Genomic DNA, 23,529 nt, shown 5'->3' on the forward strand with positions numbered 1-23,529 from the left:
AAAAAGGGATTGTTTTATACTTTAAATTATAAACAAACTGATTAATTTATAGGTAAAAATTTCCGTCTTTTTACACCTTACTACCTGACTGTTACCAAAAAGAATTATTTTAGCACAACCAACCTTATCTATGAAAGCCATAACTCTCCTTATATTTCTCCTTTTCACAACTATTTCCTTAGCACAGGCAGACGGAAAACCTAAACGGGAAATACAACGGTTTGGAGACTATGAAGTTTGGATTATTGCTAATAATAGTGGCTATACCCAAATACCAAATCCCGGGATTTACTGTAAATCACATACCTCTGCAAAAGAAATGATAGCAAAGGGCGTTAATGCTATTGACAAAAACAACAACATATTGACCGTAAAAGCTATTGCTGAAATCAATATCGATATAAAATCACTTACTTATAACTGGTTTGGAGGAATTGTATATGTTTCGGCAAAAGGGAGTAATAGAGAACCTGATTTAAAAGTATATCAAAAACATAAATCTGATTCTTTATGGAAGGAAACCAATCTAAAGGTCTTTTTTTCTAAAGAGGGTAACAACTATCTTTTCAAAGCACCACGAAAAGAGGGACACTACTTGTTTTGCCTGGGCAAACCCGCAAAAACAACATTTAATAAAGATGAAGGTATAACAGCAGGCAGCTACAAAACAGTGTATATAAGTACCTGTAGAGCTTTTAATTTTAAAGACCTTAAAGTATCTTACAAAGGAAACTCACTGTCTTATTCGGCAAAAATCAATGACACCCTTACCGCTTTTACATATCCTGCAAGGAGACCTTGTAAAGAAATGGTGTTTGAAGGCTATTATGACAACAACGGCGAAGAAGTAAAACTTACGGTTCCGTTAAGAAAATGTAAGTACAGAAGAGCACGTAACAGGGATGAAACATTCTACATAACCGAAGAATCCCTAAACCCGAATACAGAAAAAAAGAAGAAAAGCGTATGGCAATGGGTGAAAAAAACTTTTTAAAAGCAATAGTATGTTTAAAAGTTTAGTAAACTTATTATATCCCAAAACCTGTAACGGCTGCAATAACAACCTACTGGAAAACGAGATTGTTTTGTGTACCGTATGCCGGCATCACTTACCTTATACACAGCATTGGCTCAATAAGGAAAACGAAACCTATAACAAATTTTACGGCAGGCTTCCGTTAGAGCACGCTTCGTCTTTACTATATTTCCATAAGGAAGGTATAGTACAACAACTTATTCACAACCTTAAATACAGAGGACGGGAGGAAATAGGCAAACTTTCGGGAGAATTATACATAACTCATCTGCTCAAAACGGAGGCATTACAATCGGTCACCGATGTGATTCCTGTACCATTGCATAAAAAACGATTAAAAGAGCGCGGTTATAATCAGGTAACCGAATTTGGAAAAGCATTAGCCAAAGGACTAAATGCTAATTACAATGACTCGCTGTTAATCAGAAAAAACTACACCAAAACCCAAACTAAAAAAGGACTTACAGACAGGGCTGAAATTACCCGTTCGGCTTTTGATGTTAACCCCGCTGAAACCGACAGCAACAAACATTTTTTACTTATTGACGATGTAATAACCACCGGTGCAACGCTGGAAGCCTGTGGCAAAGCACTGTTAAAAATTCCGGAATCAAAGTTGAGTATCGTAACTATAGCCTATGCACACACTTAAATTTTACAAAAACATTTTATTTACACTAAATATAATTGTTATTTTGTGCTGTTAAAGGGACTTTGTATGCGCAATACTAAATTTATCATATATCTATCGGCAGTTGTATTATTTGCTTCGCTTTTATCATTAAACAGCTGTGCTAAAAGGGGAACCATATCGGGTGGACCTAAAGATACCATTCCTCCGGTGTTGGTGTACAGCACGCCAAATAATATGACAACTAATTTTACAGGCAAGGAGATACAGATAAACTTTAGCGAATACATTAAAATTAAGGATATAAACAAACAGCTTATTATATCCCCACCAATGAAAAACAACCCTGACATTACCCCTATGGGAAGTGCCAGTAAGTTTATCCGAATTAAAATAAAAGACACCCTTCAGGAAAACACTACGTACAGTTTTAACTTCGGGCAGAGTATTACCGATAATAACGAAGGGAACCCATATTCACAGTTCAAATTCATTTTCTCTACAGGCCCTTACATTGATTCGCTTATGCTAAGAGGTAATATTAAAGATGCCTTTGAGAAAAAGCCTGACAACTTTGTTACTGTAATGCTGTATGAGGCAAACGAAACCTTTAACGACTCTACCGTATATAAAGAAAAACCACGCTATGTAACCAATACGCTGGATAGCATGGTTAACTACAATCTGGAAAACCTTAAGGAAGGAAAATACTACCTGTTCGCCTTAAAAGACAATAACAACAACTATAAGTATGATCCGAAGTCAGACAAAATTGCCTTTTTTGAAGAACCGATAAACATCCCTAACGACACGCTTTATGAACTAACCCTTTTCTCAGAAAAAAGAGAATTCAAACCATTAAAACCTATACAAGCCTCATCAAACCGTTACTTTGCAGGGTATGAAGGCGATGCTAAAGATGTATCTATTGAAGTTAAAAATGCCGCTACGCAGGAGCTTATAAAAACACTTGTTACCAAAGTACCTGAAAAAGATTCACTACAAATATGGACTCCAAGAGATATTAACAATGTAGCCGACTCACTATTAATATCGGTTAAAAAACTGGACTCCATAAAAGAGTTTGTAGTAAAACCTAAGGAAATGAAAGCCATTGACTCATTAGGCGTTTCTGCCATACAAAAAGGAACAATACACTTTAGGGATACTTTTGCCATATATACAAACACCCCAATTGTAGATATTGATACTACTAAAATCTCACTTATCAATAAAGACTCCATAGCGGTTCCTTTCAAGACTTCTTATGATGCTATGAAGCAAAACCTGAAAATAGACTTTAAAAAAGAAGAAAGCCAAAAGTATAGTTTTACCCTGTTACCCGGTGCCATTAAAGATTTCTATGAAAAAGAGAACGACACCCTTAATTATACGGTAACAACCAAAATGTATTCTAACTATGGGAATCTGCGCCTTAAAATTGCAAATGCGAGGCGTTTCCCTTTAATACTGGAGGTTCTTGATTCAAAAGAAAAAACAATAGCTACAAACTATATTGAGAACGAATCGCAAACCGAAATGGCGTTTGACAATATCCCTGCCGATATGTATTCGGTAAGGGTTATTTATGACGACAATAAAAACCGTAAATGGGATTCGGGCAATTACCTTGAAAAACGACAGCCGGAAGAGCTGCACTATTTCCTTGAAGGCAACAAGCCTAAAGAGATAAACGTAAGGGAAAGCTGGGATGTAATGGAAACCTTTACACTACCATAATAAAACGGTCCCTATCGTTTAAAAAACCGAATTTATTACGGGCTTCCAGCATAGCATCCCTATCCAGTGACAGGGTGATAACCTCTTCGTCATTTGCAGCCTTAGCAAGCTCATTACCAAAACAATCCAGCAACTGCGAATGCCCCGGATAGTTGTGCCTGTTCTCATCGGCACCACAACGGTTGACACCTGCCGTATAACACATATTCTCTATCGCTCTTGCCTTTAAAAGAGCGTCCCAAGCCTGCACCCTGGGCGTAGGCCAGTTTGCCACATACAGTAGCAAATCGTAATCTTCCAGATTACGTGAAAATGCAGGGAAACGTAAATCATAACACACCAACGGACAGATTTTCCAACCTTTGTATTCCACCACCAGTTTTTCATCCCCCTGTGTATAGGCCTTGTCTTCGCCCGCTAGGGTAAACAGATGACGCTTATCATAGGTTTGTATTTTCCCATCAGGGTGTACAAAAATAAGCCTGTTATAATATCCCTCCCCCTCTTTTATCACAAGGCTTCCCGTTATGGCACATCCTTTTTTGACAGCCATAGCCTTTAACCACTGTACCGTTTCCCCATCCATCGTTTCGGCAACAGGTTCCGGTTTCATGGTAAAGCCTGTAGCAAACATTTCGGGTAGTATAATCAGGTCGGTCTCTTCATTAATACTGTCTATTAAACGGGTAAAGTTTTGCCTGTTTGCTTCGTGGTCTTCCCATTTAAGGGCAGTTTGGATAAGGGATATTTTCATTGTATGTGTATTTTGATTAAAAGTACAAATACAACAGTACTCCTGCAACTATAAAACAAAGAGCCGCGCTAAAAGCACGGCTCAGTAACTAACCTAAACATAAACTATACTTTAATAAAAAAGTTATTTAAGATCATAACAGCACTGTAATCACCAGTCGTAACGATTTCCACAACATTACGCCGAAAGCTCTGACTTTTTAAGTGCCGCTATAAAAGCTATGTTTTACTCTTTATCTAAAAAGGTTTAGCGCACACCTGTGCTGTTAAATAGATTGCGGACAGCCTTTATTTCCCTTTTGCCGTCAGGCCATCACAAAAAACTCAATGTTTAAAGGGATAAATTATGTGTCGCTAAACCTTGTTTTTATTGTAATACAAGAGTTGCAATCGCTCCTGCCTTTAAGGCAACAACAGCATTTTTCTCTCCTGCATTTACTTTTACTGTTTTGTCTTCTTTTGAAGTGTTTTGCACAATAGCCACCACATTACCGTTTGGTGTTTGGTAAGCCACGTTTGGCAGTCCGTCTACCATATTGGAGTCTACCCTTACACTACCCGGGCGCACAAACTTGGAAGCATGTGCGATGATGTAATAAGCCGGTTCTCTTGTAACCTCGTCTCCGGTTATGGTAACCGCACCAAGGCAACGGTCACACCCTCCCCTGTCGGTATGTGGCATTTGGTTCTCATCGGCAGCAAGATTCCATTCTAACACGGTTTTACACCAGTTTCTTGGCGCGCCTATTATAAGATTCTCAGTATGCCATGTAAGTTCTTTTGCAAAGTCGCCCGGAGCTCCTACCCATTGCTCGGTAAAGTATAAGTTTTTATTTGGATGCGCATCATGAACCTGAGAAACTGCATCAACAGTACCGCCATACAAATGGAAGGCAGAACCATCTATATACTTAGCAGCTTCAGGATCATCTAGAATGGTAATAGGATAATCCGGACGGTCAGCATTATGATCGTAAACTATTATTTTGGTTTTGATATTGTTCTTCTCAAATTCAGGCCCTAAATGGTCTCTCACAAATTCCTTTTGTGCCTCTGCCGGCATTAAAAGGCTGGGATTGTTACCCGGATGTAAAGGCTCGTTTTGTATGGTAACGGCATCAATAGTAATACCATTTGCTTTCATTTCCTGTATATACTTCACAAAGTATTTTGCATAAGCAGGGTAATATTCCGGTTTAAGGCTACCGCCTCTTGTATCGCCGTTATCCTTCATCCATACCGGTGGTGACCACGGCGAACCTAATATTTTTATATCAGGGTTTATTTTCAATATTTGCTGCAATACCGGTATAAGGTATTGTTTGTCATAACCAAGGTCAAACTTCTCCATATTCTCATCGGTCTCCCCTTCCGGAAGATCGTTATAAGAGAACAGTTTCTCATCAAGATCTGAAGCCCCCAGGCTTATCCTTATGTAGCTTACGCCAATATCGCCTTCACCGGTGCCATATAATTCCTGTAATAACTTTTCTCTTGCCGAAGCCGACATATTGGTTATGTGCTTGGCACTACCTCCGGTAAGCGTATAGCCAAAACCATCCATTTCCTGATAGGTTTTGGAAGTATCTATTGTTATTTCGTTTAGATTTTCTGTTTCTTTAACTAAAAAGTTCTCCTGCTTTTCAAAAGCAACCGACTTATCGGGCATGGTTAACCACAATTCGGCTTCGTTCTTTTTTTCTGCCGTTCCGCATCCCGCCAGCATGGCAAGGCTTAAAAGCGGCAAAGCAATCTTTTTCAGTGAGGTATTTTTTTTATGCATAATGTTTAAAAGTGCCCTTAGGCCCTGTTATTGTATATGTTTGATAAATGCGGTTTTTATTGCCATACTATAGTTGCTACCGAATTAGCTTCTACCGTATAATTTATTTTAGTATCCCCTACGATAACCGATATGTTTTTTGTAATACTACCGGCATTAAGCACCACCAGTACTTTCGACCCGTCGGTATTCACAAAAGCTACATTTTTAAGGTTAAGGGAATTATCAAACTCGGTTGAGCTGACACGTTTTGCACCCGGCCTTACAAATTTTGAAAAATGGGCAAGGCTGTAGTACTCAACATTTTTAGTTACCTGCCCGCCCGAACTCACGGTTACCACTCCGCGACAATCAGTACACCCACCATTTGCAGGGCCATGATTACTGTTAAGGGCTAGGTTCCAAAGCAATACGTTTTTAGACCAGTTTTTAGTGGTGCCTATAAAAATATTACTCATATTCCAGTTAAGGTTTGAGGTAAAATCAGTACTCCATTCGCCTCCCGAAACCTCGGTAAAATAAAGGTTCTTATTAGGGAAGGCCGCATGTACCTGATTCATTGCCGAAACGTTTCCGGCATAAGCGTGAAAAGCCGAACCGTCTATATACTGACTGGCCTGCTCGTCGCCCAATACCGTTATAGGATAGGACGGCTGATCGAAATTATGATCGTATGCTATTATTTTTGTATTTAATCCTGCCTCCTGAAATTTAGGACCAAGGCTGTTTTTAATAAAACTGGCCTGCTCAAGGGCAGTCATTCCCATAGTAGGGTATCCTGCAGTTTCGTGCAGTGGTTCGTTTTGAGGTGTAACCGCAGCTATACTGATACCGTGGTTTGCATAAGCATTTATATACTTCACAAAATAATCGGCATAGGTATCATACCATTGCGGGTCAAGGCTTCCGCCTCCCAAACTACCCGTATCCTTCATCCAGGCCGGGGCACTCCACGGGCTGGAAAGTATTTTAATATTGGGAGCATAATTGAGTATTGACTGCAATACAGGAATAACATGTGCTTCATCTTCAGCTATGGAAAACTGTTCCAGGTTAGGATCGGTACTTCCTACAGGAAGGTCATTATAAGTGAAGTCTTCCAGCGAAAAATCAGATGCTCCTATGGTTAACCTCAGGTAACTAAGCCCGATTCCTTCATCAGTACTGAAAAGATCTTTTAATAATGCTTCCTTTTCCGAAGCTCCCATCTGGCTTATTACATAGGCAGATGAACCTGTTAATGCGGCCCCGAAACCGTCAATTTCCTGATACTGCTGTGAGAAATCAACAGAAACTGACGGATAATCGGTCGCATTGTTATCATAAATAGCTACTGAAGACTGCTGGCTTAAAAGCTTAGTCTTGTTCCCCGTGGTTACCCAAACATCGGCACTGCCAATAACATTTCCGTTGTTTTGGGACGGCGGTGATGGCGGCGGGGTCGTTGACCCGTCTTCACTGTTTGAACACGATAAAAACATACAGGCTAAGCCAAAGAGCCAAAGCGATTTCTTCATGATAGTATTTGTTCTTAGTTATACCCTTCGTTTTGAACAAGGTTAGGGTTTCTTGTAATCTCTTCCTGAGGTATAGGAAGGAATTTTTCAAAAGCCTGCATATTATAGTTTACCGGCTGTCCGTCCCTAAGATCGATATCCTGAACATTATTCATTACATCAACCACTACACCGTTTCTAACAAGGTCATCCCAACGGTGTGCTTCCTGTGCCAGCTCAAGTCTTCTTTCTTTTAGGATCACCTGTTTCATAACAGATGTAGAAGCCGTTTGCTCTGCAGTAAGAACAGGCAGGTTTACCCTTTGTCTTACTTTATTAACTTCTGTCTCAGCAGCAGCAATATCACCTAATGCATTGTGAGCTTCGGCTTTAAGAAGAATAATATCTGATAAACGTAGCAGGTAAATATGATCTGAACTTGCCCAACCCATTGCGTTTTTCCATTTGTATGCAAATGGTATAGAACTGTTTGGAGTATTACCCCAGTACTGATCTACCCAGCCTACTTCTTCAAAAAGAATAGTTGCATTTTTACGGATAACATCTCCTTCAGAATCAAAAGCATCTACTAAGTTGTGAGATGGTGTAACAAATTTTCTCCATGTATCACCACTTACAGATGGTGGCAGGTGCATTTGCGGACCCCATGAACCTTCGTTGCCTCCTAAGTACTGTACCTCAAGAATAGATTCTATATTATTGTAATGGCTGCCATCAAAAAGATCGGCATAATTACCCATTAAGTCATATCCTGCAGGACTGGTAATCACCATGTTTGCGTAGCTTATTACCTGGCCGTAATCAGGGTTAGGCTTTTGAGCATAGGCTTTTGCCATTAGTGCATAAGCCGCACCTTTAGTAGCACGTGCTTTGTTTACACTTGGATCATCACCATAAGTATCAGGAAGCTTTGAAGCTGCCATCTCAAGGTCTTCAATTATCTGAGCATAAACTTCTTCTTCTGTATTTCTGAAAACATGTGTTACCGAAGGTTCTGCAGATTTTACAGTTTCTAAAACCAACGGAACACCCCCATATAATCTTGCCAAAGTATAATAGTGGTAAGCCCTTAAAAAATAAGCCTCACCTATTATTTGTTCCCTTCTTTCTTCAGTAAGATCCTGCTGTATACCCGGCGCTTTTTCAATAACAACATTTGCCTTAGAAATGGCATTGTAAATAGCGGTCCAAGCCTTATAAACTCTTGAGTTTGTAGTTTCTATATTAATAGCGTCTATCTGGAATATCTCCGGATTATCACCACCTGCATAGTGATTATCTGAACGAACATCTGAAAACAACACATGATCCCACACATAGTAGTCATTAGACTGGAAAGATTCATATACACCTGTTATTGCAGCCTCAATTTGACCTGCCGTAACATATGCGTTATCAGACGTTTCATTTGAGATTGGTTCCAGGTCCAGTTTATCGTCACAGGCAGTAAACATTGCAAGAGCAAGTATTGCTGCCGATATAGTTTTTGAATTATTTATAAGTCTCATGATTTAATTTTTTAAAGTGATGCTCTTAATCCAAAAATGATATTTCTTGTTTGCGGGTAAGTACCATAGTCTACACCCTGAGCCATATTGTTAGAGCCAAAAACATTTACTTCAGGATCAAACCCTGAGTAGTTTGTAATTGTAAATAAATTCTCTCCTGTTACATATATATTAAGTCCGCTAAGACCTATTCTGCTCATTAAGTCCTTATTAAAATTATAATTTAATGTAACAGCCTTAAGTCTTAAATAAGAACCATCCTCTATATACCTTGATGATATTCTGGAGTTAGCGATACTTCCGTCAGTAGATACTCTTGGAACATCTGTAATATCGCCCGGTTGCTGCCAACGGTCTAATACTACAGTAGTTTGATTTTTAGCATCTATCATACTTTCTGTATCAAATCGGGTTGCGTTAAGTATATCGTTACCCTGTGAACCCTGGAAGAAAACATTAAGTCCGAAGTTTTTATAACTAAACGTGTTTGTAATACCGTAGGTAAAATCAGGATTTGCATCTCCTATTATTTTTCTGTCGGTATCTGCCGAAGGATCAAATGTTGGCTGTCCGTCTGCCCCTATGTAGTATACATCTCCGGTAGTGGCATCTACACCACCCCACTCATATCCGTAAAACTGACCAAGTGGTCTCCCTTCTTCAACTCTTATTGAAGTTCCTCTACCGGCAATATCTCCAGCTCCTAGAGTTCCTCCTAAAATATTGGTTACTTCATTTCTGTTAAAGGCAATATTTAAATCAGTACTCCATTTAAAGTCACCGTCAAAATTCACAGTAGAAACCTGGAATTCAAGACCCTTATTTACAACCTCACCGGCATTTACAATTGCTTCATTAAAACCTGTTGTAGTAGGCAGCTGTACACGCATTAAAAGATCTTTACTTTTCTTTTGGTACACATCGGCACTAAAGCGGATTCTGTTATTCAGCATAGCAAAGTCAACACCTATGTTTAGCTGTTCTGTAGCTTCCCACTTTAAGTCACGGTTTTCAATAGAACTAGGATATGTTCCCGGCATGATAACACCGCCAATTGGGTAATTTCCTCCGCTACCTACTCCGCCAAACCATTGGTAAGTACCTATATTGTCGTTACCTACAAGACCCCAGCCTGCTCTCACTTTTAAATCATTTACAGTAGTAACATTTGAAAAGAACTCTTCACTTGAAATTCTCCACCCAACAGATACTGATGGGAAATAACCCCACTTATTGTTAGGACCAAATGTACTGGAACCGTCTGCCCTGAAGTTTGCAGTAAGTAAATACTTACCATCAAAACCATAGTTAAGCCTTGATATAAAAGCAGAGTTCGTTTTTTCAGACTTGTTTGCTGTAGCTGTATTAATTATAGATCCCGCATTTGGAGTAGTGATTTGATCACTTGCAAAATTCCTTGTCTCCAGCTGACTGTTTTCCCATTTATATTTTTGATATACTACACCTGCCAAAGCTTCAAGTGAATGTTTTTTAACCTGTAACTTGTAGTTAAGGGTATTATCAAAAATATAGTAGTTTGTAAGATTAGTATTGTAACGGCTAATACCCTGCATAGCCCTTCCATAACTTGTAGTAAACGGATCAAGGAAATAATCACTGGTAGCGTTACTGTAGTCTATACCAAGACTGGTTCTGTAAGTAAGTCCTTTTAAGAACTCAATTTCTCCAAATACATTACCAAACAAACGTTGGTTTCTGTAGCCTCTTTGTGCAGCATCTGTACTTGAAATCGGGTTTTCCCAATCCTGGAACGGGTTACTTGTATACGTTCCGTTCTCTCTGTAAATACCAATATTTTGAGGCGTATTTAAAACACCCAAAATTACACCACCCTGATTAACTGCAGAGTTATCGGTAACATCTACATCTCTGTAATCAACATAATTTATATGTGTACCTATTTTAAGCCAGTCATTTACATCCTGAGTAAGGTTAACTTTAAATGTTTTCCTGTTCATTTCGGCACTTCTTACAGCACCTTCCTGATCAACTACCCCTCCCGAAATATAGTATGAAGTGTTGTTGCTTTTACCTGAAACCGAAAGCTGATGACTTGTAGAAAAACCTGTTTGGAATACTTCATCCTGCCAATTAGTATCAGCTGTATATAAACTCCAATCAGTATTTCTACCCATTTCTTCCATTAAGTCTCTATACTGAGCAGCATTTAAAACATCAATTTTTTTCCAAACAGACTGAAAGCCTACATAAGTATCATATGTTACAACAGGTTTCTCACTTTTACCTTGTTTTGTGGTAATAATAACAACACCATTCGCACCCTGTGCTCCATAAATAGCTGCTGCCGAAGCATCTTTAAGTATCGACATACTCTCTATATCAGCCGGGTTAAGTGAACGTGTGTCTGAAGTTACAACACCGTCTATAACATAAATAGGATCACTTGATGCAGAAAGCGAGCTTGTACCACGTACCCTAACAGTAAATCCTCCTCCGGGCTTACCTGAATTAGAGGTAACCTGAACACCGGCAGCCTGTCCCTGCATAAGGCTGCTTAACTGATTATTTACACGATTCTCAAATTTCTCACCGTCAATGGTTGCTACAGCACCTGTAATATCTTTTTTATCCTGTGAACCATAACCCACAACAACAACCTCGTTAAGAAGTGTTGCATCCTCTGCCATTCTTACTTCAATAGCCCTATTATCAATTACAGAAACTTCTTTTGTTCCGTATCCGATATAACTAAATACTAATACATCACCTGCGTCGGCCTTGATAACAAAGTTACCGTCCATATCTGTAGATGCATTAGCCTGCTTACCCTTTACCAGTATATTAACACCCGGTAGGGTAATACCTGTTGCGTCGTCCACAACAGTACCTTTCACATCAATAGACTGTGCGAAAGCTGCGGTCGTAAAACACAACACAATTAAAATTAAGTAGTTTTTGAATCCCATAGATTTTAAGTTAGAGTTATTTAAATTAATGAAAAACAATCCCTTACTTTGCTGTTTTGAATTTCCCAAATGGCCAAATTGAGAAAAATCCAATTTTAGTAAAGCCGAAATCGTTTTCGGTTTAATTTTGATAGGTGCCAAATTATAATTATGTAAAGAACAGGGTTAAAAACTGCATACACTTTATTTACACCACTTTTAAAAAAGCACTACTTTTTTAGTTACTTTTTTTTTACAAAAAACTAATAACCAATTTTTTAAAAGAAAAAAATAATTGCATATTTCAATCTTTTTAATAGCTTTGCTTTCCCTTAAAAAGCTATTTTTACATCGTTTTCGCTTATTTATTATTTAACAAAGTGATGACAAAGCCTTAACAAAGCACATGAAAAAAAACATTTTCTACATTTTCGCCCTCCTTTTTTTTCATTTATCGTTTTTTGGACAGGACTCCATTGCGCCTAATCAGGCTTTTACCGGGAAAATAAAACAGTATACGCGAAACGATTTTAATGCCGATCCGCAGTTTTGGACCATGTGTGAAGATAGTAGCGGGACAATTTTTTTTGGCAATAATGATGGTGTAGTAATTTTTGACGGTGAACACTGGCAAAAAATAAATCTGCCTAACAACTCATCAGTAAGAAGTTTGCAGATAGGCCATGACAACATGGTTTATGCCGGAGGTTACAACGAAATAGGAACGATACAAAAAGACAACAACGGAAGGTACTTTTACAAGTCCCTTATGGAAGACCTCCAGCTTGAAAACAAGAACATTGAGAACATTTGGCAAATCCATGCTCTTAACAACAAATTACTGTGTCGTTCATTCGATGAACTTATAGTAATTACAGGAAAAACGGCAACACATATCCCTGCAGCTAATTCATTTACTTACTCTAACCTTGCCGGTAACAGCTACTATATACAGGATGTAAATCATGGCATCTTAAAGCTGGACAGTAAAGGACGGGAACTTACAACTGTATTCCCTTCAACCGAATATAACAACGAGGAAATATCGGCTATACTTCCTGAAGCAGGAGGCAAAATACTCGTAACTGTAAAATCAGGAAATGTATATGAAGGAAACCCTGAAACCGGCACAATGCAGTTGCTGAACAATGTTTTTTCCAACCTGCCAAAAGACCAAATCATATCAGCGATACGATACTCGCCAGATGCTATTTTTCTGGGCACTTTGAGTTCAAAAATACTGGTAATAAACAATCAGGGTGAAGTACTTAAAACACCAGCTGTATTCCAAAACTTACAGGATGCAGTAATACACCAATTGTACAAAACGGCGTCAAACAATGTATGGGCCATGCAAAACATTGGCCTTGCTTTTATAGATTTCAAATCGCCATATACCTACCTGTTCAACAAGGCTTCGGTATATGATGCGCTTGTTCATAACAACACCTATTATCTGGCAACCAATCAGGGTGTATATTATTCTACACAAAACTCAGGTTCACAGGCACTTGATTTTAAAAAGGTGCCTAACCTGCATGGTCAGGCTTGGTCGCTACAGCTTTTAGACGGAGATATTATAGCCGGACATGATAACGGCCTCTTTAAAATTGAAAACGGACAGGCGGTTAAAGTTGGTAATACAAACGGCTTTTGGAAAGTCACTCCCATAAAAAACAAGAAAGGCTTTTACCTCGCCTCACAGTACAATGGGATATACCTTTTGGAAAAGCGCGATAGCGAATGGATACTACACAATAAAATAGCAGGTTTTGACGAATCGTCACGTGATATTATGGCTTCCGACGAAAATGACACCTATTGGATTTGCCACGGCTATAAAGGAGTGTTCAGGGTAAGGATTAACCCAACGTATGAAAGAGTAAGCTCGGTTGACCATTTTACCAATAAAAACGGACTGGGTTCGTCCTTTAATGTAAATGTTACCCGTTGGAAAAATGAGACTGTATTTACCACCAATACCGGAATATATCGCTTCAATTCCAACAACAACCGATTTGAACCCCACGCACAACTCAACTCAATATTAGACAGCAGTAAAAACACACGTAAACTTACCGAATATGGTGACAAGACCTGGTTTGTACAGGACGATGAGGCAGGCTACTTTTTCACCAACGAGAAACACCCAAGCCTGCACAAAGACCTTTTCCTGAACCTTAAAGGAAGCTTTAACCGTGGCATGGAATGTATTGTAAGCCTTAGCCCTAACAAGGTGTTGTTTGGAACCACTACAGGACTGTATCTCTACAATATAGAAAGTAATAAAAACAGCGATGGCATTAATACCATTATCACCCAAATATCCTACTCTAAAGATCAGGAGCTTAAATTATTGCCGCTATCTACCAGTGAAGAAACTACACTTCCCAACCAAACCGATATTTTACGTTTTGAGTTCGCTGCACCAAAAATGACTCACGGCACCGAAGTACAGTACAGTTACATATTGGAAAATGTTGACAAAAACTGGTCTACATGGCAAAACATAGCTTATAAGGAATATACCCACCTTAGGCCGGGCAATTATAGTTTTAAGGTAAAAAGCCGCAATACTGCCGGACTTACGGGTTCAGAAACAGTGTATCAGTTTACCATACTCCCTAAATGGTATCAAACTACTTTAGCATATGCACTATATATAATAGGTGCTATACTACTTTTATTTGTGATTATACGCTACATCAGCAAGCGTATGGAACGGGAACACCAAAAAAGCCAGAAAGAGGCTCAGCGCACTAAAAAAATGCTGGAACTGGAACTGGAGCAGCTAAAGTTACAACGCGACAAGGAAGAAATTAAACGAGACAAAATGCATCTGGAGGAAGATGTACTAAACAAGAGTAAAGAGCTAGCTAATTACACTATGCTACTGGCAAGTAAGAAAGACATTTTTGCCGAAATTACCGACGACCTAAAGCAACTGAAAGAAAGCGTTAAGAATGAAGACTCCCGCAAAAAGATACTGGAGATGTTCCAAAAGCTAAACCAGCATAAAATTGGTGAGGAATACATGGAAGTATTTGATGTAAACTTTGAGAAGGTACACCACAATTTCTTTGAAAGATTAAAGGAACTTAACCCTACCCTTACCAAGAGAGAACTAAGGTTATGTGCTTTCGTTAAAATGAACCTTACAAATAAGGAAATATCGCCTTTACTAAACATTTCCCTACGCGGCGTGGAGAACGCCCGTTACAGGGTCCGAAAAAAGCTTAATGTAAACCACGAGGATAACTTTGTCTCCTTCCTTGAAGCCGTAGCCAATGAAGCCGGTGATACCACAGAATAAATAAAACAACATATTAATAAAAAAAGCACCCATATTTGGGTGCTTTTTTTATATCGATAGAAAATGATTCTTATTTGATACTTGCGACAAGGTATTCCCTGTTCATACGGGCAATGTTCTCAAGAGAAATTCCTTTAGGACATTCAACCTCACAAGCACCTGTATTAGTACAGTTACCAAATCCTTCCTCATCCATTTGTCTTACCATGTTAAGTACACGTTGGGTAGCCTCTACCTTACCTTGTGGTAATAAAGCATACTGAGATACTTTAGCACCTACAAACAGCATAGCAGAACCGTTTTTACAACTAGCCACACAAGCACCACAACCAATACATGCAGCAGCTTCAAACGATCTGTCTGCATCATGCTTAGCTACAGGGATTGCGTTAGCATCCATAGTACGGCCGGAAGTGTTTACAGAAACGAAACCACCTGCCTGTTGGATTCTGTCAAATGCAGTTCTGTCAACAATAAGGTCTTTGATTACAGGGAAAGCTTTAGATCTCCATGGTTCAACATAAATTGTATCGCCATCTTTAAAAGACCTCATGTGTAACTGACATGTAGTGATTTTAGTATCTGGTCCGTGAGCTCTACCATTAATATAAAGCGAACACATACCACAAATACCTTCACGACAGTCGTGGTCAAACGCTACAGGTTCTTTTCTCTCTCCTACAAGCTGCTCGTTTAACTGGTCAAGCATTTCAAGGAATGAGCTGCTTGTAGAAACATTATCAAGCTTGTAAGTCTCTATTTGTCCTTTAGATTTAGCATCTTTCTGACGCCAGATTTTAAGGGTTATGTTTATATATTTTGAAGCCATCTCTCTAATTTTTTATTTGTAATTCCTTGCTGCAATTTTGATAAACTCATAGTTAAGCTCCTCTTTGTGCAACGTTTCTTTATTGATATCGTCTCCCTGGTATTCCCAAGCTCCTACGAAAGAGAAGTTTTCGTCATCACGTAACGTCTCTCCTTCAGAATCCTGGTACTCTTCCCTAAAGTGACCTCCGGCAGATTCTTTACGCTGTAAAGCATCCATTGCCATTAGCTGACCAAGTTCCATGAAATCGGCAACACGAAGTGCTTTCTCAAGCTCGGTATTAAGCTCATTAGCAGTACCCGGTACATAAACATCATTATGGAACTCTTTTCTAAGCTGGTCTATCTCGTTGATCGCCTCTTTAAGTCCCTGCTCATTACGGGCCATACCCACTTTGTTCCACATAATGTGACCCAATTGTTTGTGGAAATGATCTACCGATTTAGAACCGTTATTGCTAAGGAATTTATCGATTTGTGCTTTTACGCTGTTTTCTGCTTCAGCAAACTCTGGCAAGTCAGTTGATATTTTACCTGTACGGATATCGTTAGCAAGGTAATCAGAAACAGTGTAAGGAAGTACAAAGTAACCATCTGCAAGACCCTGCATAAGTGCAGAAGCACCTAAGCGGTTAGCACCGTGATCAGAGAAGTTAGCCTCACCGGCAACAAAACAACCCGGAATTGTACTTTGCAGGTTATAGTCAACCCAAACACCACCCATGGTATAGTGTACCGCAGGATAAATTTTCATTGGTGTTTCATAAGGGTTTTCGTCAGTAATTTTTTGGTACATTTGGAAAAGGTTACCATATTTCTCCTCAATCCATTGCTTACCAAGTTTGATTACCTCTTCATCACTCGGGTTATGGTTACCCTGAGCATAAGCGGTTTGTTTACCTTTGCTTATAATCTCTGAAGAGAAATCAAGATATACACCTTCGTTTGTTTCGTTATCCTCAATACCGTAACCAGCATCACAACGCTCTTTTGCAGCTCTCGATGCAACGTCACGCGGTACAAGGTTACCAAAAGCAGGATATCTTCTCTCCAGGTAGTAATCTCTGTCAGCTTCTGCAATTTGTGTTGGTTTTAATTTACCTGCACGAATAGCTTCAGCATCTTCTTTTTTCTTAGGAACCCAAATACGCCCAGAGTTACGTAACGACTCAGACATAAGCGTAAGCTTAGACTGGTTAGTACCGTGCACCGGGATACATGTTGGGTGAATTTGTACATAACAAGGGTTAGCGAAGTAAGCACCTTTTTTATGTATTTTCCAGGCAGCTGTTACGTTACTTCCCATTGCATTTGTAGAAAGGAAATATACGTTACCGTAACCACCCGAGGCGATAATCACTGCGTGAGCAGAATGTCTTTCAAGCTCACCTGTAAGCAGGTTACGTGCAATAATACCACGAGCTTTACCATCTACCTTAACGATGTCAAGCATTTCGTGACGGTTGTACATTTGCACACGGCCAAGACCGATTTGTCTTGAAAGCGCCGAGTAAGCACCTAATAAAAGCTGCTGACCTGTTTGTCCTGCAGCATAAAAAGTACGCTGTACCTGTACACCACCAAATGAACGGTTATCAAGAAGTCCGCCGTAATCACGTGCAAACGGAACACCCTGAGCCACACACTGGTCTATAATATTACCGGAAACCTCTGCAAGACGGTGAACGTTTGCCTCACGCGCCCTGTAATCTCCTCCTTTGATCGTATCGTAAAACAGCCTGTAAACGCTGTCACCATCATTTTGATAATTTTTTGCAGCATTAATACCACCCTGTGCAGCAATAGAGTGTGCACGACGTGGAGAATCCTGAAAACAAAAAGCTTTTACATTGTACCCCATCTCACCAAGTGAAGCTGCAGCCGAAGCTCCTGCTAAACCTGTACCTACAACAATTACATCAATTTTAGGTCTGTTGTTTGGAGCAACCAGTTTTAAATGGTCTTTGTAGTTCGTCCATTTGTCTGATATATGCCCTTCTGGTATTTTAGAATCTAACTTCATAGTATTGATGTTGATTTATTTTAGAATAAAGTGAATAAAAACCGGAATAGAAGCAAATAAAAGCGGTACTACTACAGAAAATGCTTTTCCGAAATTTTTGATAAGTGAATTGTATTTTGGATTGTTTAATCCTAATGACTGGAAAGCACTACTAAACCCGTGATACAGGTGGAATGCTAAAACAAACATTGCAAATACATATAGTATAGTAGCAATTAAGCCCCATTTTTCATCTTTAAAGAAATCTACAGTTACTTTATATAAATCTTTGTAACCTTCTTTGATTTTCACATGAGCATTTGCGTCATAAAACTCTGTTCTGTGCTTAATTTCTATATTTCCCTGTTCAACCTGAGCAACCGGGATATAACCGCCGTCTGTAGTTAGGTAAAGCTCCTGCTCCATACCATTAACTTCAATTTTAACTTTTTGAAGCGGCATGTTTTTATCAAAATGCATTACTGCCCAAAAGTTCACCATGTGTGTAACAATGAAAACTAAAATCAAAGTACCTAAAACCGCCATGTTTCTTGAAGCCCAAACCGTATTACTTGAAGGACTGTTTTTAACATAGCCCACAGGCCTTGCCTTTTTATTTTGTACTGTAAGCACTATCCCGTCTACAGCATGAAAAAGGATTGAGAAGTAAGTTAGATAAGACAGTAATTTTACTGCCGGGTTAGTTGTCATAAACAACGCATACTTGTTGAAATTAAGAGCCGCGTTTTCTCCTGTTGCCAGCAATTGAAGGTTACCTAATAAGTGTCCGATTAAGAACAAACATAAAAATAAACCTGTCAAAGCCATCCAGTATTTTTTTGCAAGCGACGACTTCAATAGTGCAGATTTTGCCATAGTATTTGTGAAATATAGTTTTTTAAAAAATCATACAAAAATAAAGGTAAAACAAATTAACTACAACCTTTGAGGGCTAATTTATAATCAGTATAAAGTAGGGCGATTTTATGCATTTTTTTCAGTAAAATTTTACGAAATATCTTTTTAATCTTAAAAAACTTTAAAAAGTACAATAAAATCACAATACGCCTATACATTTTTTGACCTTTATTAATGAGTTTTGGTCATATCCTCATCAACAACCAATATAAAATCAGCTTTTTCCTTGTTTTCTTCATCCAGTTTTGAGATATCTTTTTGGGAAACCGACGATATTGTAATCACCTTTACACTGGGATCATTTTGTTTTAGATACCATGAAATCCCTTCAAAATTATCACTGTGATATGTTCCGTTAAAATGGATAAAAACATAATCATCCTTTATATTTTCAGTAATAAAATGCGCCATGGTCGCATCTTTTATAGCCTGTGCCTTTGGCATGTTCTCACCACCGTGGCCACCCATCATTTCTATCATTTTTTTATACCCCGGTAAAGTACCGTCATACGGTATTGGTAAAGGAGCTATCCAGCTTTTTTCTTCTTCACTAAGTAATTCCAGCGATTCTAGCCCCTGCTTGTATACCTGGCTGGCATACCTACGTGGTATATTAGTTGCAATAAAAGGAATATTATTCTCCTTAGCATAGTCAACAATAGGCTTGTAATCCGTTTTATAATTACTCCATAAACGCGCAACGGTATCAAGTGCTTTTTGGTCAATCTTGCCGTCAAGATACTGCTGTAACTCGTCCTGATTATCGGCCTCAAACATTTCTGCTCCTAAAACAAGGTATTTTTGTGCGGACATATCTTTCGTAAATTCCAATTGGAGCCAGTGTACTAACGAATTGTCATGATATTCACCAAAAAGCACTACCTGGGCTTCTCCGGCTTTCTTTAAAAGTTTCTTATAAGTAGTCTTTTTTCCGTCTTTAGTATAAAGTTGATAGGGCTGTTTATCCTGAGCCTGAGTAGCTAAGGCAAAAAACAGCAATAATGCCAGTAATTTCTTCATAGGATAGTGGTATTTTAAACGGGACTAAATTAAGATATAATACTGTGTTTTAAAATTAATACATTGTAAAATTTTAGCCTTGTTTTTTCTCAAATCCGCAAAAATCACTTTAACAGATATTTTTAAACATATTATTAGACTGGTCTGCGTAATTTTACTTTTTAAAATAGAATTTAAATGACTACCGGAATAGATGCTATCGCTTTCGATATCGCCAAACTGCACTTACCTATTACAACACTTGCCAAAGCAAGAAATATAGACCCCGATAAACTTGAAAAAGGACTGGGGCTATTAAAAATGACATTGCCCGACATACATCAGGATACTGTTGTATTTGCTGCAAATGCACTTACCACGCTTATAAAAGAGAACAATCTTGAGCCTAAAGAGATTTCCCGTATTTATGTAGGTACAGAAAGTGGCATTGACAGCTCTAAGCCAATAGGTTCGTTTGTAGTAACATTAATGGAACAGTTACATGGAGAAGGCAGTTTTTCACATTGCGATACGGTAGACTTAACCTTTGCCTGTATAGGTGGCGTAGACGCTTTACAAAACTGTATTGATTATGTGAGACTGAATCCGGAACAAAAGGCGGTGGTTATTACCAGTGATATTGCCAAATATGATTTGGAATCGACCGGAGAGTATACTCAGGGTGCAGGCGCACTTGCTATGCTTATTACCGTAAACCCAAGAATTATTGCCTTTAACCACAAATGGACTGTTAGCACGAAAGGGGTATTTGATTTTTTTAAACCGTACCGCACCATAGAAAAACAAGCTATAAACGGCAACAGCAAGAACGATGAATGGTTTGGGAATCTGGAAGCAGAAATCGAAATACACAAAGATCAGCCGGTATTTGACGGACAATATTCCAACCAATGTTATACCGACCGTACCCGTGAAGCCTATTTCAGGTTTAAAGAAGCCAACAACATTTCAGGCTCACTTTATAACAGATGGGAAAGCATTATAATGCACCTTCCCTATGCTTACCAAGGCCGCAGAATGTTTAGTGAAATATTTGCACTCGACGCAGAAACAGCTATGGTAACCGAAGGAAGTGAGGACTATACTGCCAAACTGAAAGAGATTAGTAAAAGTGATGAATACAGAAGCTTTGTAAATAACAAAATTCAACCTTCCGAACCGGCATCATCACTTATAGGCAACCTTTATACAGGATCAGTTTTTATGGGATTATTATCGGCGTTAAGTCAGTACAACGAAAAAGGCAACGATGTTACCGGAAAAGCATTCGGTTTCCTTGCCTACGGTAGCGGCTCTAAATCTAAAGTGTTTGAAGGGACAATACAAAACGGGTGGGAGGCAGCAACAGAAAAAGCGCAGCTCTTTGAAACGCTTGCTAAAAACCACGAAATCAATTTTGAAACCTATTTGGCTTTACACAAAAAAGAACAACAAACGAGTGTTTTACAACCCCGTAATGAATGGGTTTTAGACCATATAGAAAAAGAGAACCCTAACTTAACAGGTGCAAGATATTATAAGTGGGTAGAGTAATTATTATTCTACCCTAAGCTTCTTAAAATAATGTTTCTTATCGGCAAAATCAACGAAGTACTCCGGTATAATATTGTTTTTGCGATCATATTCGCCATCAGCATAAACCCCATAGCCAAAGCCGCATTCATATTGCTCGTCTAAAATCTCAATAACCAGTTTATCATCAGTAAAGGTCATACTCCATTTGCATCCGTCTTCGGAATATTCAGTTTTACGTTCAAAAACGCCCTTACCGTCAACAATAGTTACTCTTCCATACAAGTCACCCATGTTGTACGAAGGCTCTCCCACTTCAATATTGATATAGAAAAGTATAGTTGAATCACTCTCCGGATAAACAAGTACCTCCCCATTCCCGAAGTCGGTTCCTTCACCATAGATATATTTCCCTGCATACTTAGCCGTTTCGAGTTCAGCCGGATCCTTTTTTCTCATTTGCGCCATACCAACTGATGAAACCAACAGGAAAGCAGCTAAAACGAAATACATTTTTCTCATGATGTGGCTATTAATTTTAGTAAATATAAAAAACTCCCTTATTGGTTTAACATTATTTCGTTTTAATCTTAGTACTTTTGGTACTCAAAATAAAAAACGTTTATCATGAAATACCATCAGATAGACCGCAACCTGTTTATAAAGAACCGTAAAAAATTTACGGCAGAAATGAAACCGAAAAGCGTTGCGGTATTCAATTCAAACGATATTTATCCTATTAGTGCCGACAGCACCATACCTTTCCAGCAACACCGTGATATTTTTTACCTGAGCGGTGTAGACCAGGAAGAAAGCATACTGTTACTTTGCCCGGATGCTCCATACGAGCACCTACGCGAAATACTTTTCCTTCGCGAAACTAACGAGCACATCGCTGTTTGGGAAGGAGAGAAATTAACAAAAGACCGTGCCTTTGAAGTATCGGGCATTAAAAGCGTATACTGGCTACAGGACTTTGAAAAAGTACTTTTTGAGGTAATGACTTACTGCGATACCATGTATATTAATACAAACGAACATTACCGTTCTTCTGTAGAGACAGAAACACGTGAAGCACGTTTTGTAAAATGGTGGAAAGAGAAATACCCTGCACATCAGGTAGCAAAAAGTAACCCTATACTACAGCGCCTTCGTTCTATTAAAGAAAGTGAAGAACTTGACTTACTACAAAAGGCTTGTGATATTACCGAAAAAGGTTTCCGCCGAGTACTTTCGTTCACCAAACCGGGTGTAATGGAATATGAGATTGAAGCCGAATTTATCCACGAGTTTATCCGTAACCGCTCTAAGGGTTTTGCTTACGGACCTATTATCGCATCGGGGGCAAATGCTAACGTACTGCACTATGTGGAGAACAACCAGCAGTGCCGCGAGGGCGAATTGATTCTTTTTGACGTAGGTGCCGAATATGCCAACTATTCAAGCGATATGTCGCGTACTATCCCGGTATCAGGTCGTTTTACCGACAGGCAGAAAGAGGTATACAATGCCGTACTACGTGTTAAGGATGAAGCTACAAAACTGCTTGTACCGGGCACGCTATGGAAACAGTACCATGTGGAAGTGGGTAAAATAATGACTTCTGAACTTTTAGATCTTGGTCTTTTAGACAAAGCTGATGTACAGAACGAAAACCCGGACTGGCCTGCATACAAAAAGTATTTTATGCACGGTACATCTCACCACTTAGGTCTTGACACTCACGATTATGGTTTACTGGTCGAGCCAATGAAACCGAATATGGTATTCACTGTAGAGCCGGGAATTTATATCCCTGCCGAAGGCTTTGGTATCCGTCTTGAGGATGATGTCGTAATACAGGAAAGCGGTGAACCGTTTAACCTGATGCGTAATATCCCTATTGAGGCAGATGAGATTGAAAGCTTAATGAATCAGTAACTAATACTGGTTAATTACAATATAACAGAATAACGGCTCATAATTATGAGCCGTTATTTTTTTACTAAATCGTCATATCTTTTAGCTTACTAAATCAGTAAAAACTAATTTTGCACTCAAT

16 protein-coding genes are annotated in these 23,529 nt (G+C 38.9%); 6 read left to right on the forward strand and 10 right to left on the reverse strand.

Features of this window, described 5'->3' with window-relative positions; all coding sequences use genetic code 11:
• The first annotated feature begins 130 nt into the window (after positions 1–130).
• The 3 genes from ABS768_RS11615 (at position 131) to ABS768_RS11625 (ending at position 3,407) form a co-directional block, all read left to right on the forward strand.
• Complete coding sequence (locus tag ABS768_RS11615) at positions 131–994, forward strand: hypothetical protein (protein WP_408075129.1); 864 nt, start codon at positions 131–133, stop codon at positions 992–994.
• Between the two features lie 10 nt (positions 995–1,004).
• Positions 1,005–1,688 (forward strand): ComF family protein, encoded by a 684-nt coding sequence (locus tag ABS768_RS11620; protein ID WP_408075130.1) that lies wholly within the window; start codon positions 1,005–1,007, stop codon positions 1,686–1,688.
• 66 nt (positions 1,689–1,754) lie between these two features.
• Positions 1,755–3,407, forward strand: a complete 1,653-nt coding sequence (locus tag ABS768_RS11625) for an Ig-like domain-containing protein (RefSeq protein WP_408075131.1) — start codon at positions 1,755–1,757, stop codon at positions 3,405–3,407.
• Here ABS768_RS11625 and ABS768_RS11630 read toward each other — a convergent pair.
• The 5 genes from ABS768_RS11630 to ABS768_RS11650 all read right to left on the reverse strand — a co-directional run bounded on the left by ABS768_RS11630 (position 3,394) and on the right by ABS768_RS11650 (position 11,916).
• The gene (locus tag ABS768_RS11630; protein ID WP_408075132.1) at positions 3,394–4,161 is read right to left on the reverse strand and encodes an amidohydrolase; all 768 of its coding nucleotides are present in this window, start codon (positions 4,159–4,161) and stop codon (positions 3,394–3,396) included. The genes ABS768_RS11625 and ABS768_RS11630 overlap by 14 nt on opposite strands.
• Positions 4,162–4,527: 366 nt before the next feature.
• Positions 4,528–5,943, reverse strand: a complete 1,416-nt coding sequence (locus ABS768_RS11635; RefSeq protein WP_408075133.1) for a glycoside hydrolase family 30 protein — start codon at positions 5,941–5,943, stop codon at positions 4,528–4,530.
• A 56-nt stretch (positions 5,944–5,999) separates the two neighbouring features.
• Positions 6,000–7,460, reverse strand: coding sequence for a glycoside hydrolase family 30 protein (locus ABS768_RS11640; protein ID WP_408075134.1), 1,461 nt, complete (start codon positions 7,458–7,460; stop codon positions 6,000–6,002).
• A 14-nt stretch (positions 7,461–7,474) separates the two neighbouring features.
• Positions 7,475–8,968 carry a RagB/SusD family nutrient uptake outer membrane protein gene (locus ABS768_RS11645; protein ID WP_408075135.1) on the reverse strand — a complete coding sequence of 498 codons (1,494 nt, stop codon included), beginning with the start codon at positions 8,966–8,968 and terminating at the stop codon, positions 7,475–7,477.
• A gap of 11 nt (positions 8,969–8,979) precedes the next feature.
• The gene (locus ABS768_RS11650; RefSeq protein ID WP_408075136.1) at positions 8,980–11,916 is read right to left on the reverse strand and encodes a SusC/RagA family TonB-linked outer membrane protein; all 2,937 of its coding nucleotides are present in this window, start codon (positions 11,914–11,916) and stop codon (positions 8,980–8,982) included.
• Positions 11,917–12,301: 385 nt separating this feature from the next.
• Between ABS768_RS11650 and ABS768_RS11655 the strand changes: the two genes are divergently transcribed.
• A complete protein-coding gene (locus ABS768_RS11655) occupies positions 12,302–15,208 on the forward strand; it encodes a triple tyrosine motif-containing protein (protein ID WP_408075137.1) in 2,907 nt (968 codons plus the stop codon).
• A gap of 70 nt (positions 15,209–15,278) precedes the next feature.
• Here the strand turns inward: ABS768_RS11655 and ABS768_RS11660 are convergent, their stop codons facing one another.
• From ABS768_RS11660 to ABS768_RS11675, 4 genes are all read right to left on the reverse strand, one after another.
• Positions 15,279–16,037 (reverse strand): succinate dehydrogenase/fumarate reductase iron-sulfur subunit, encoded by a 759-nt coding sequence (locus ABS768_RS11660; RefSeq protein WP_035133295.1) that lies wholly within the window; start codon positions 16,035–16,037, stop codon positions 15,279–15,281.
• A gap of 12 nt (positions 16,038–16,049) precedes the next feature.
• Positions 16,050–18,059 carry a fumarate reductase/succinate dehydrogenase flavoprotein subunit gene (locus ABS768_RS11665; protein ID WP_408075138.1) on the reverse strand — a complete coding sequence of 670 codons (2,010 nt, stop codon included), beginning with the start codon at positions 18,057–18,059 and terminating at the stop codon, positions 16,050–16,052.
• Between the two features lie 15 nt (positions 18,060–18,074).
• Entirely contained in the window at positions 18,075–18,914 is an 840-nt protein-coding gene (locus tag ABS768_RS11670; protein ID WP_408075139.1) for a succinate dehydrogenase cytochrome b subunit, read from the reverse strand.
• A 213-nt stretch (positions 18,915–19,127) separates the two neighbouring features.
• Complete coding sequence (locus ABS768_RS11675; protein ID WP_408075140.1) at positions 19,128–19,976, reverse strand: ChaN family lipoprotein; 849 nt, start codon at positions 19,974–19,976, stop codon at positions 19,128–19,130.
• A 177-nt stretch (positions 19,977–20,153) separates the two neighbouring features.
• Between ABS768_RS11675 and ABS768_RS11680 the strand changes: the two genes are divergently transcribed.
• Positions 20,154–21,509, forward strand: coding sequence for a hydroxymethylglutaryl-CoA synthase family protein (locus tag ABS768_RS11680; RefSeq protein WP_408075141.1), 1,356 nt, complete (start codon positions 20,154–20,156; stop codon positions 21,507–21,509).
• A 3-nt stretch (positions 21,510–21,512) separates the two neighbouring features.
• Here the strand turns inward: ABS768_RS11680 and ABS768_RS11685 are convergent, their stop codons facing one another.
• A complete protein-coding gene (locus ABS768_RS11685) occupies positions 21,513–22,010 on the reverse strand; it encodes a hypothetical protein (protein ID WP_408075142.1) in 498 nt (165 codons plus the stop codon).
• Between the two features lie 105 nt (positions 22,011–22,115).
• Between ABS768_RS11685 and ABS768_RS11690 the strand changes: the two genes are divergently transcribed.
• Positions 22,116–23,408, forward strand: a complete 1,293-nt coding sequence (locus ABS768_RS11690; RefSeq protein ID WP_408075143.1) for an aminopeptidase P family protein — start codon at positions 22,116–22,118, stop codon at positions 23,406–23,408.
• Positions 23,409–23,529 lie beyond the last annotated feature (121 nt).

The organism is Flavobacterium rhizophilum, assembly GCF_046000485.1.
Lineage (GTDB): Bacteria > Bacteroidota > Bacteroidia > Flavobacteriales > Flavobacteriaceae > Flavobacterium > Flavobacterium rhizophilum.

Excerpts from the sequence above, each read along its gene's own strand:
- ABS768_RS11615 (WP_408075129.1), top strand. The coding sequence starts at position 131 with ATGAAAGCCATAACTCTCCTTATATTTCTCCTTTTCACAACTATTTCC.
- ABS768_RS11620 (WP_408075130.1), top strand. The coding sequence starts at position 1,005 with ATGTTTAAAAGTTTAGTAAACTTATTATATCCCAAAACCTGTAACGGC.
- ABS768_RS11625 (WP_408075131.1), top strand. The coding sequence starts at position 1,755 with ATGCGCAATACTAAATTTATCATATATCTATCGGCAGTTGTATTATTT.
- ABS768_RS11630 (WP_408075132.1), bottom strand. The coding sequence starts at position 4,161 with ATGAAAATATCCCTTATCCAAACTGCCCTTAAATGGGAAGACCACGAA.
- ABS768_RS11635 (WP_408075133.1), bottom strand. The coding sequence starts at position 5,943 with ATGCATAAAAAAAATACCTCACTGAAAAAGATTGCTTTGCCGCTTTTA.
- ABS768_RS11640 (WP_408075134.1), bottom strand. The coding sequence starts at position 7,460 with ATGAAGAAATCGCTTTGGCTCTTTGGCTTAGCCTGTATGTTTTTATCG.
- ABS768_RS11645 (WP_408075135.1), bottom strand. The coding sequence starts at position 8,968 with ATGAGACTTATAAATAATTCAAAAACTATATCGGCAGCAATACTTGCT.
- ABS768_RS11650 (WP_408075136.1), bottom strand. The coding sequence starts at position 11,916 with ATGGGATTCAAAAACTACTTAATTTTAATTGTGTTGTGTTTTACGACC.
- ABS768_RS11655 (WP_408075137.1), top strand. The coding sequence starts at position 12,302 with ATGAAAAAAAACATTTTCTACATTTTCGCCCTCCTTTTTTTTCATTTA.
- ABS768_RS11660 (WP_035133295.1), bottom strand. The coding sequence starts at position 16,037 with ATGGCTTCAAAATATATAAACATAACCCTTAAAATCTGGCGTCAGAAA.
- ABS768_RS11665 (WP_408075138.1), bottom strand. The coding sequence starts at position 18,059 with ATGAAGTTAGATTCTAAAATACCAGAAGGGCATATATCAGACAAATGG.
- ABS768_RS11670 (WP_408075139.1), bottom strand. The coding sequence starts at position 18,914 with ATGGCAAAATCTGCACTATTGAAGTCGTCGCTTGCAAAAAAATACTGG.
- ABS768_RS11675 (WP_408075140.1), bottom strand. The coding sequence starts at position 19,976 with ATGAAGAAATTACTGGCATTATTGCTGTTTTTTGCCTTAGCTACTCAG.
- ABS768_RS11680 (WP_408075141.1), top strand. The coding sequence starts at position 20,154 with ATGACTACCGGAATAGATGCTATCGCTTTCGATATCGCCAAACTGCAC.
- ABS768_RS11685 (WP_408075142.1), bottom strand. The coding sequence starts at position 22,010 with ATGAGAAAAATGTATTTCGTTTTAGCTGCTTTCCTGTTGGTTTCATCA.
- ABS768_RS11690 (WP_408075143.1), top strand. The coding sequence starts at position 22,116 with ATGAAATACCATCAGATAGACCGCAACCTGTTTATAAAGAACCGTAAA.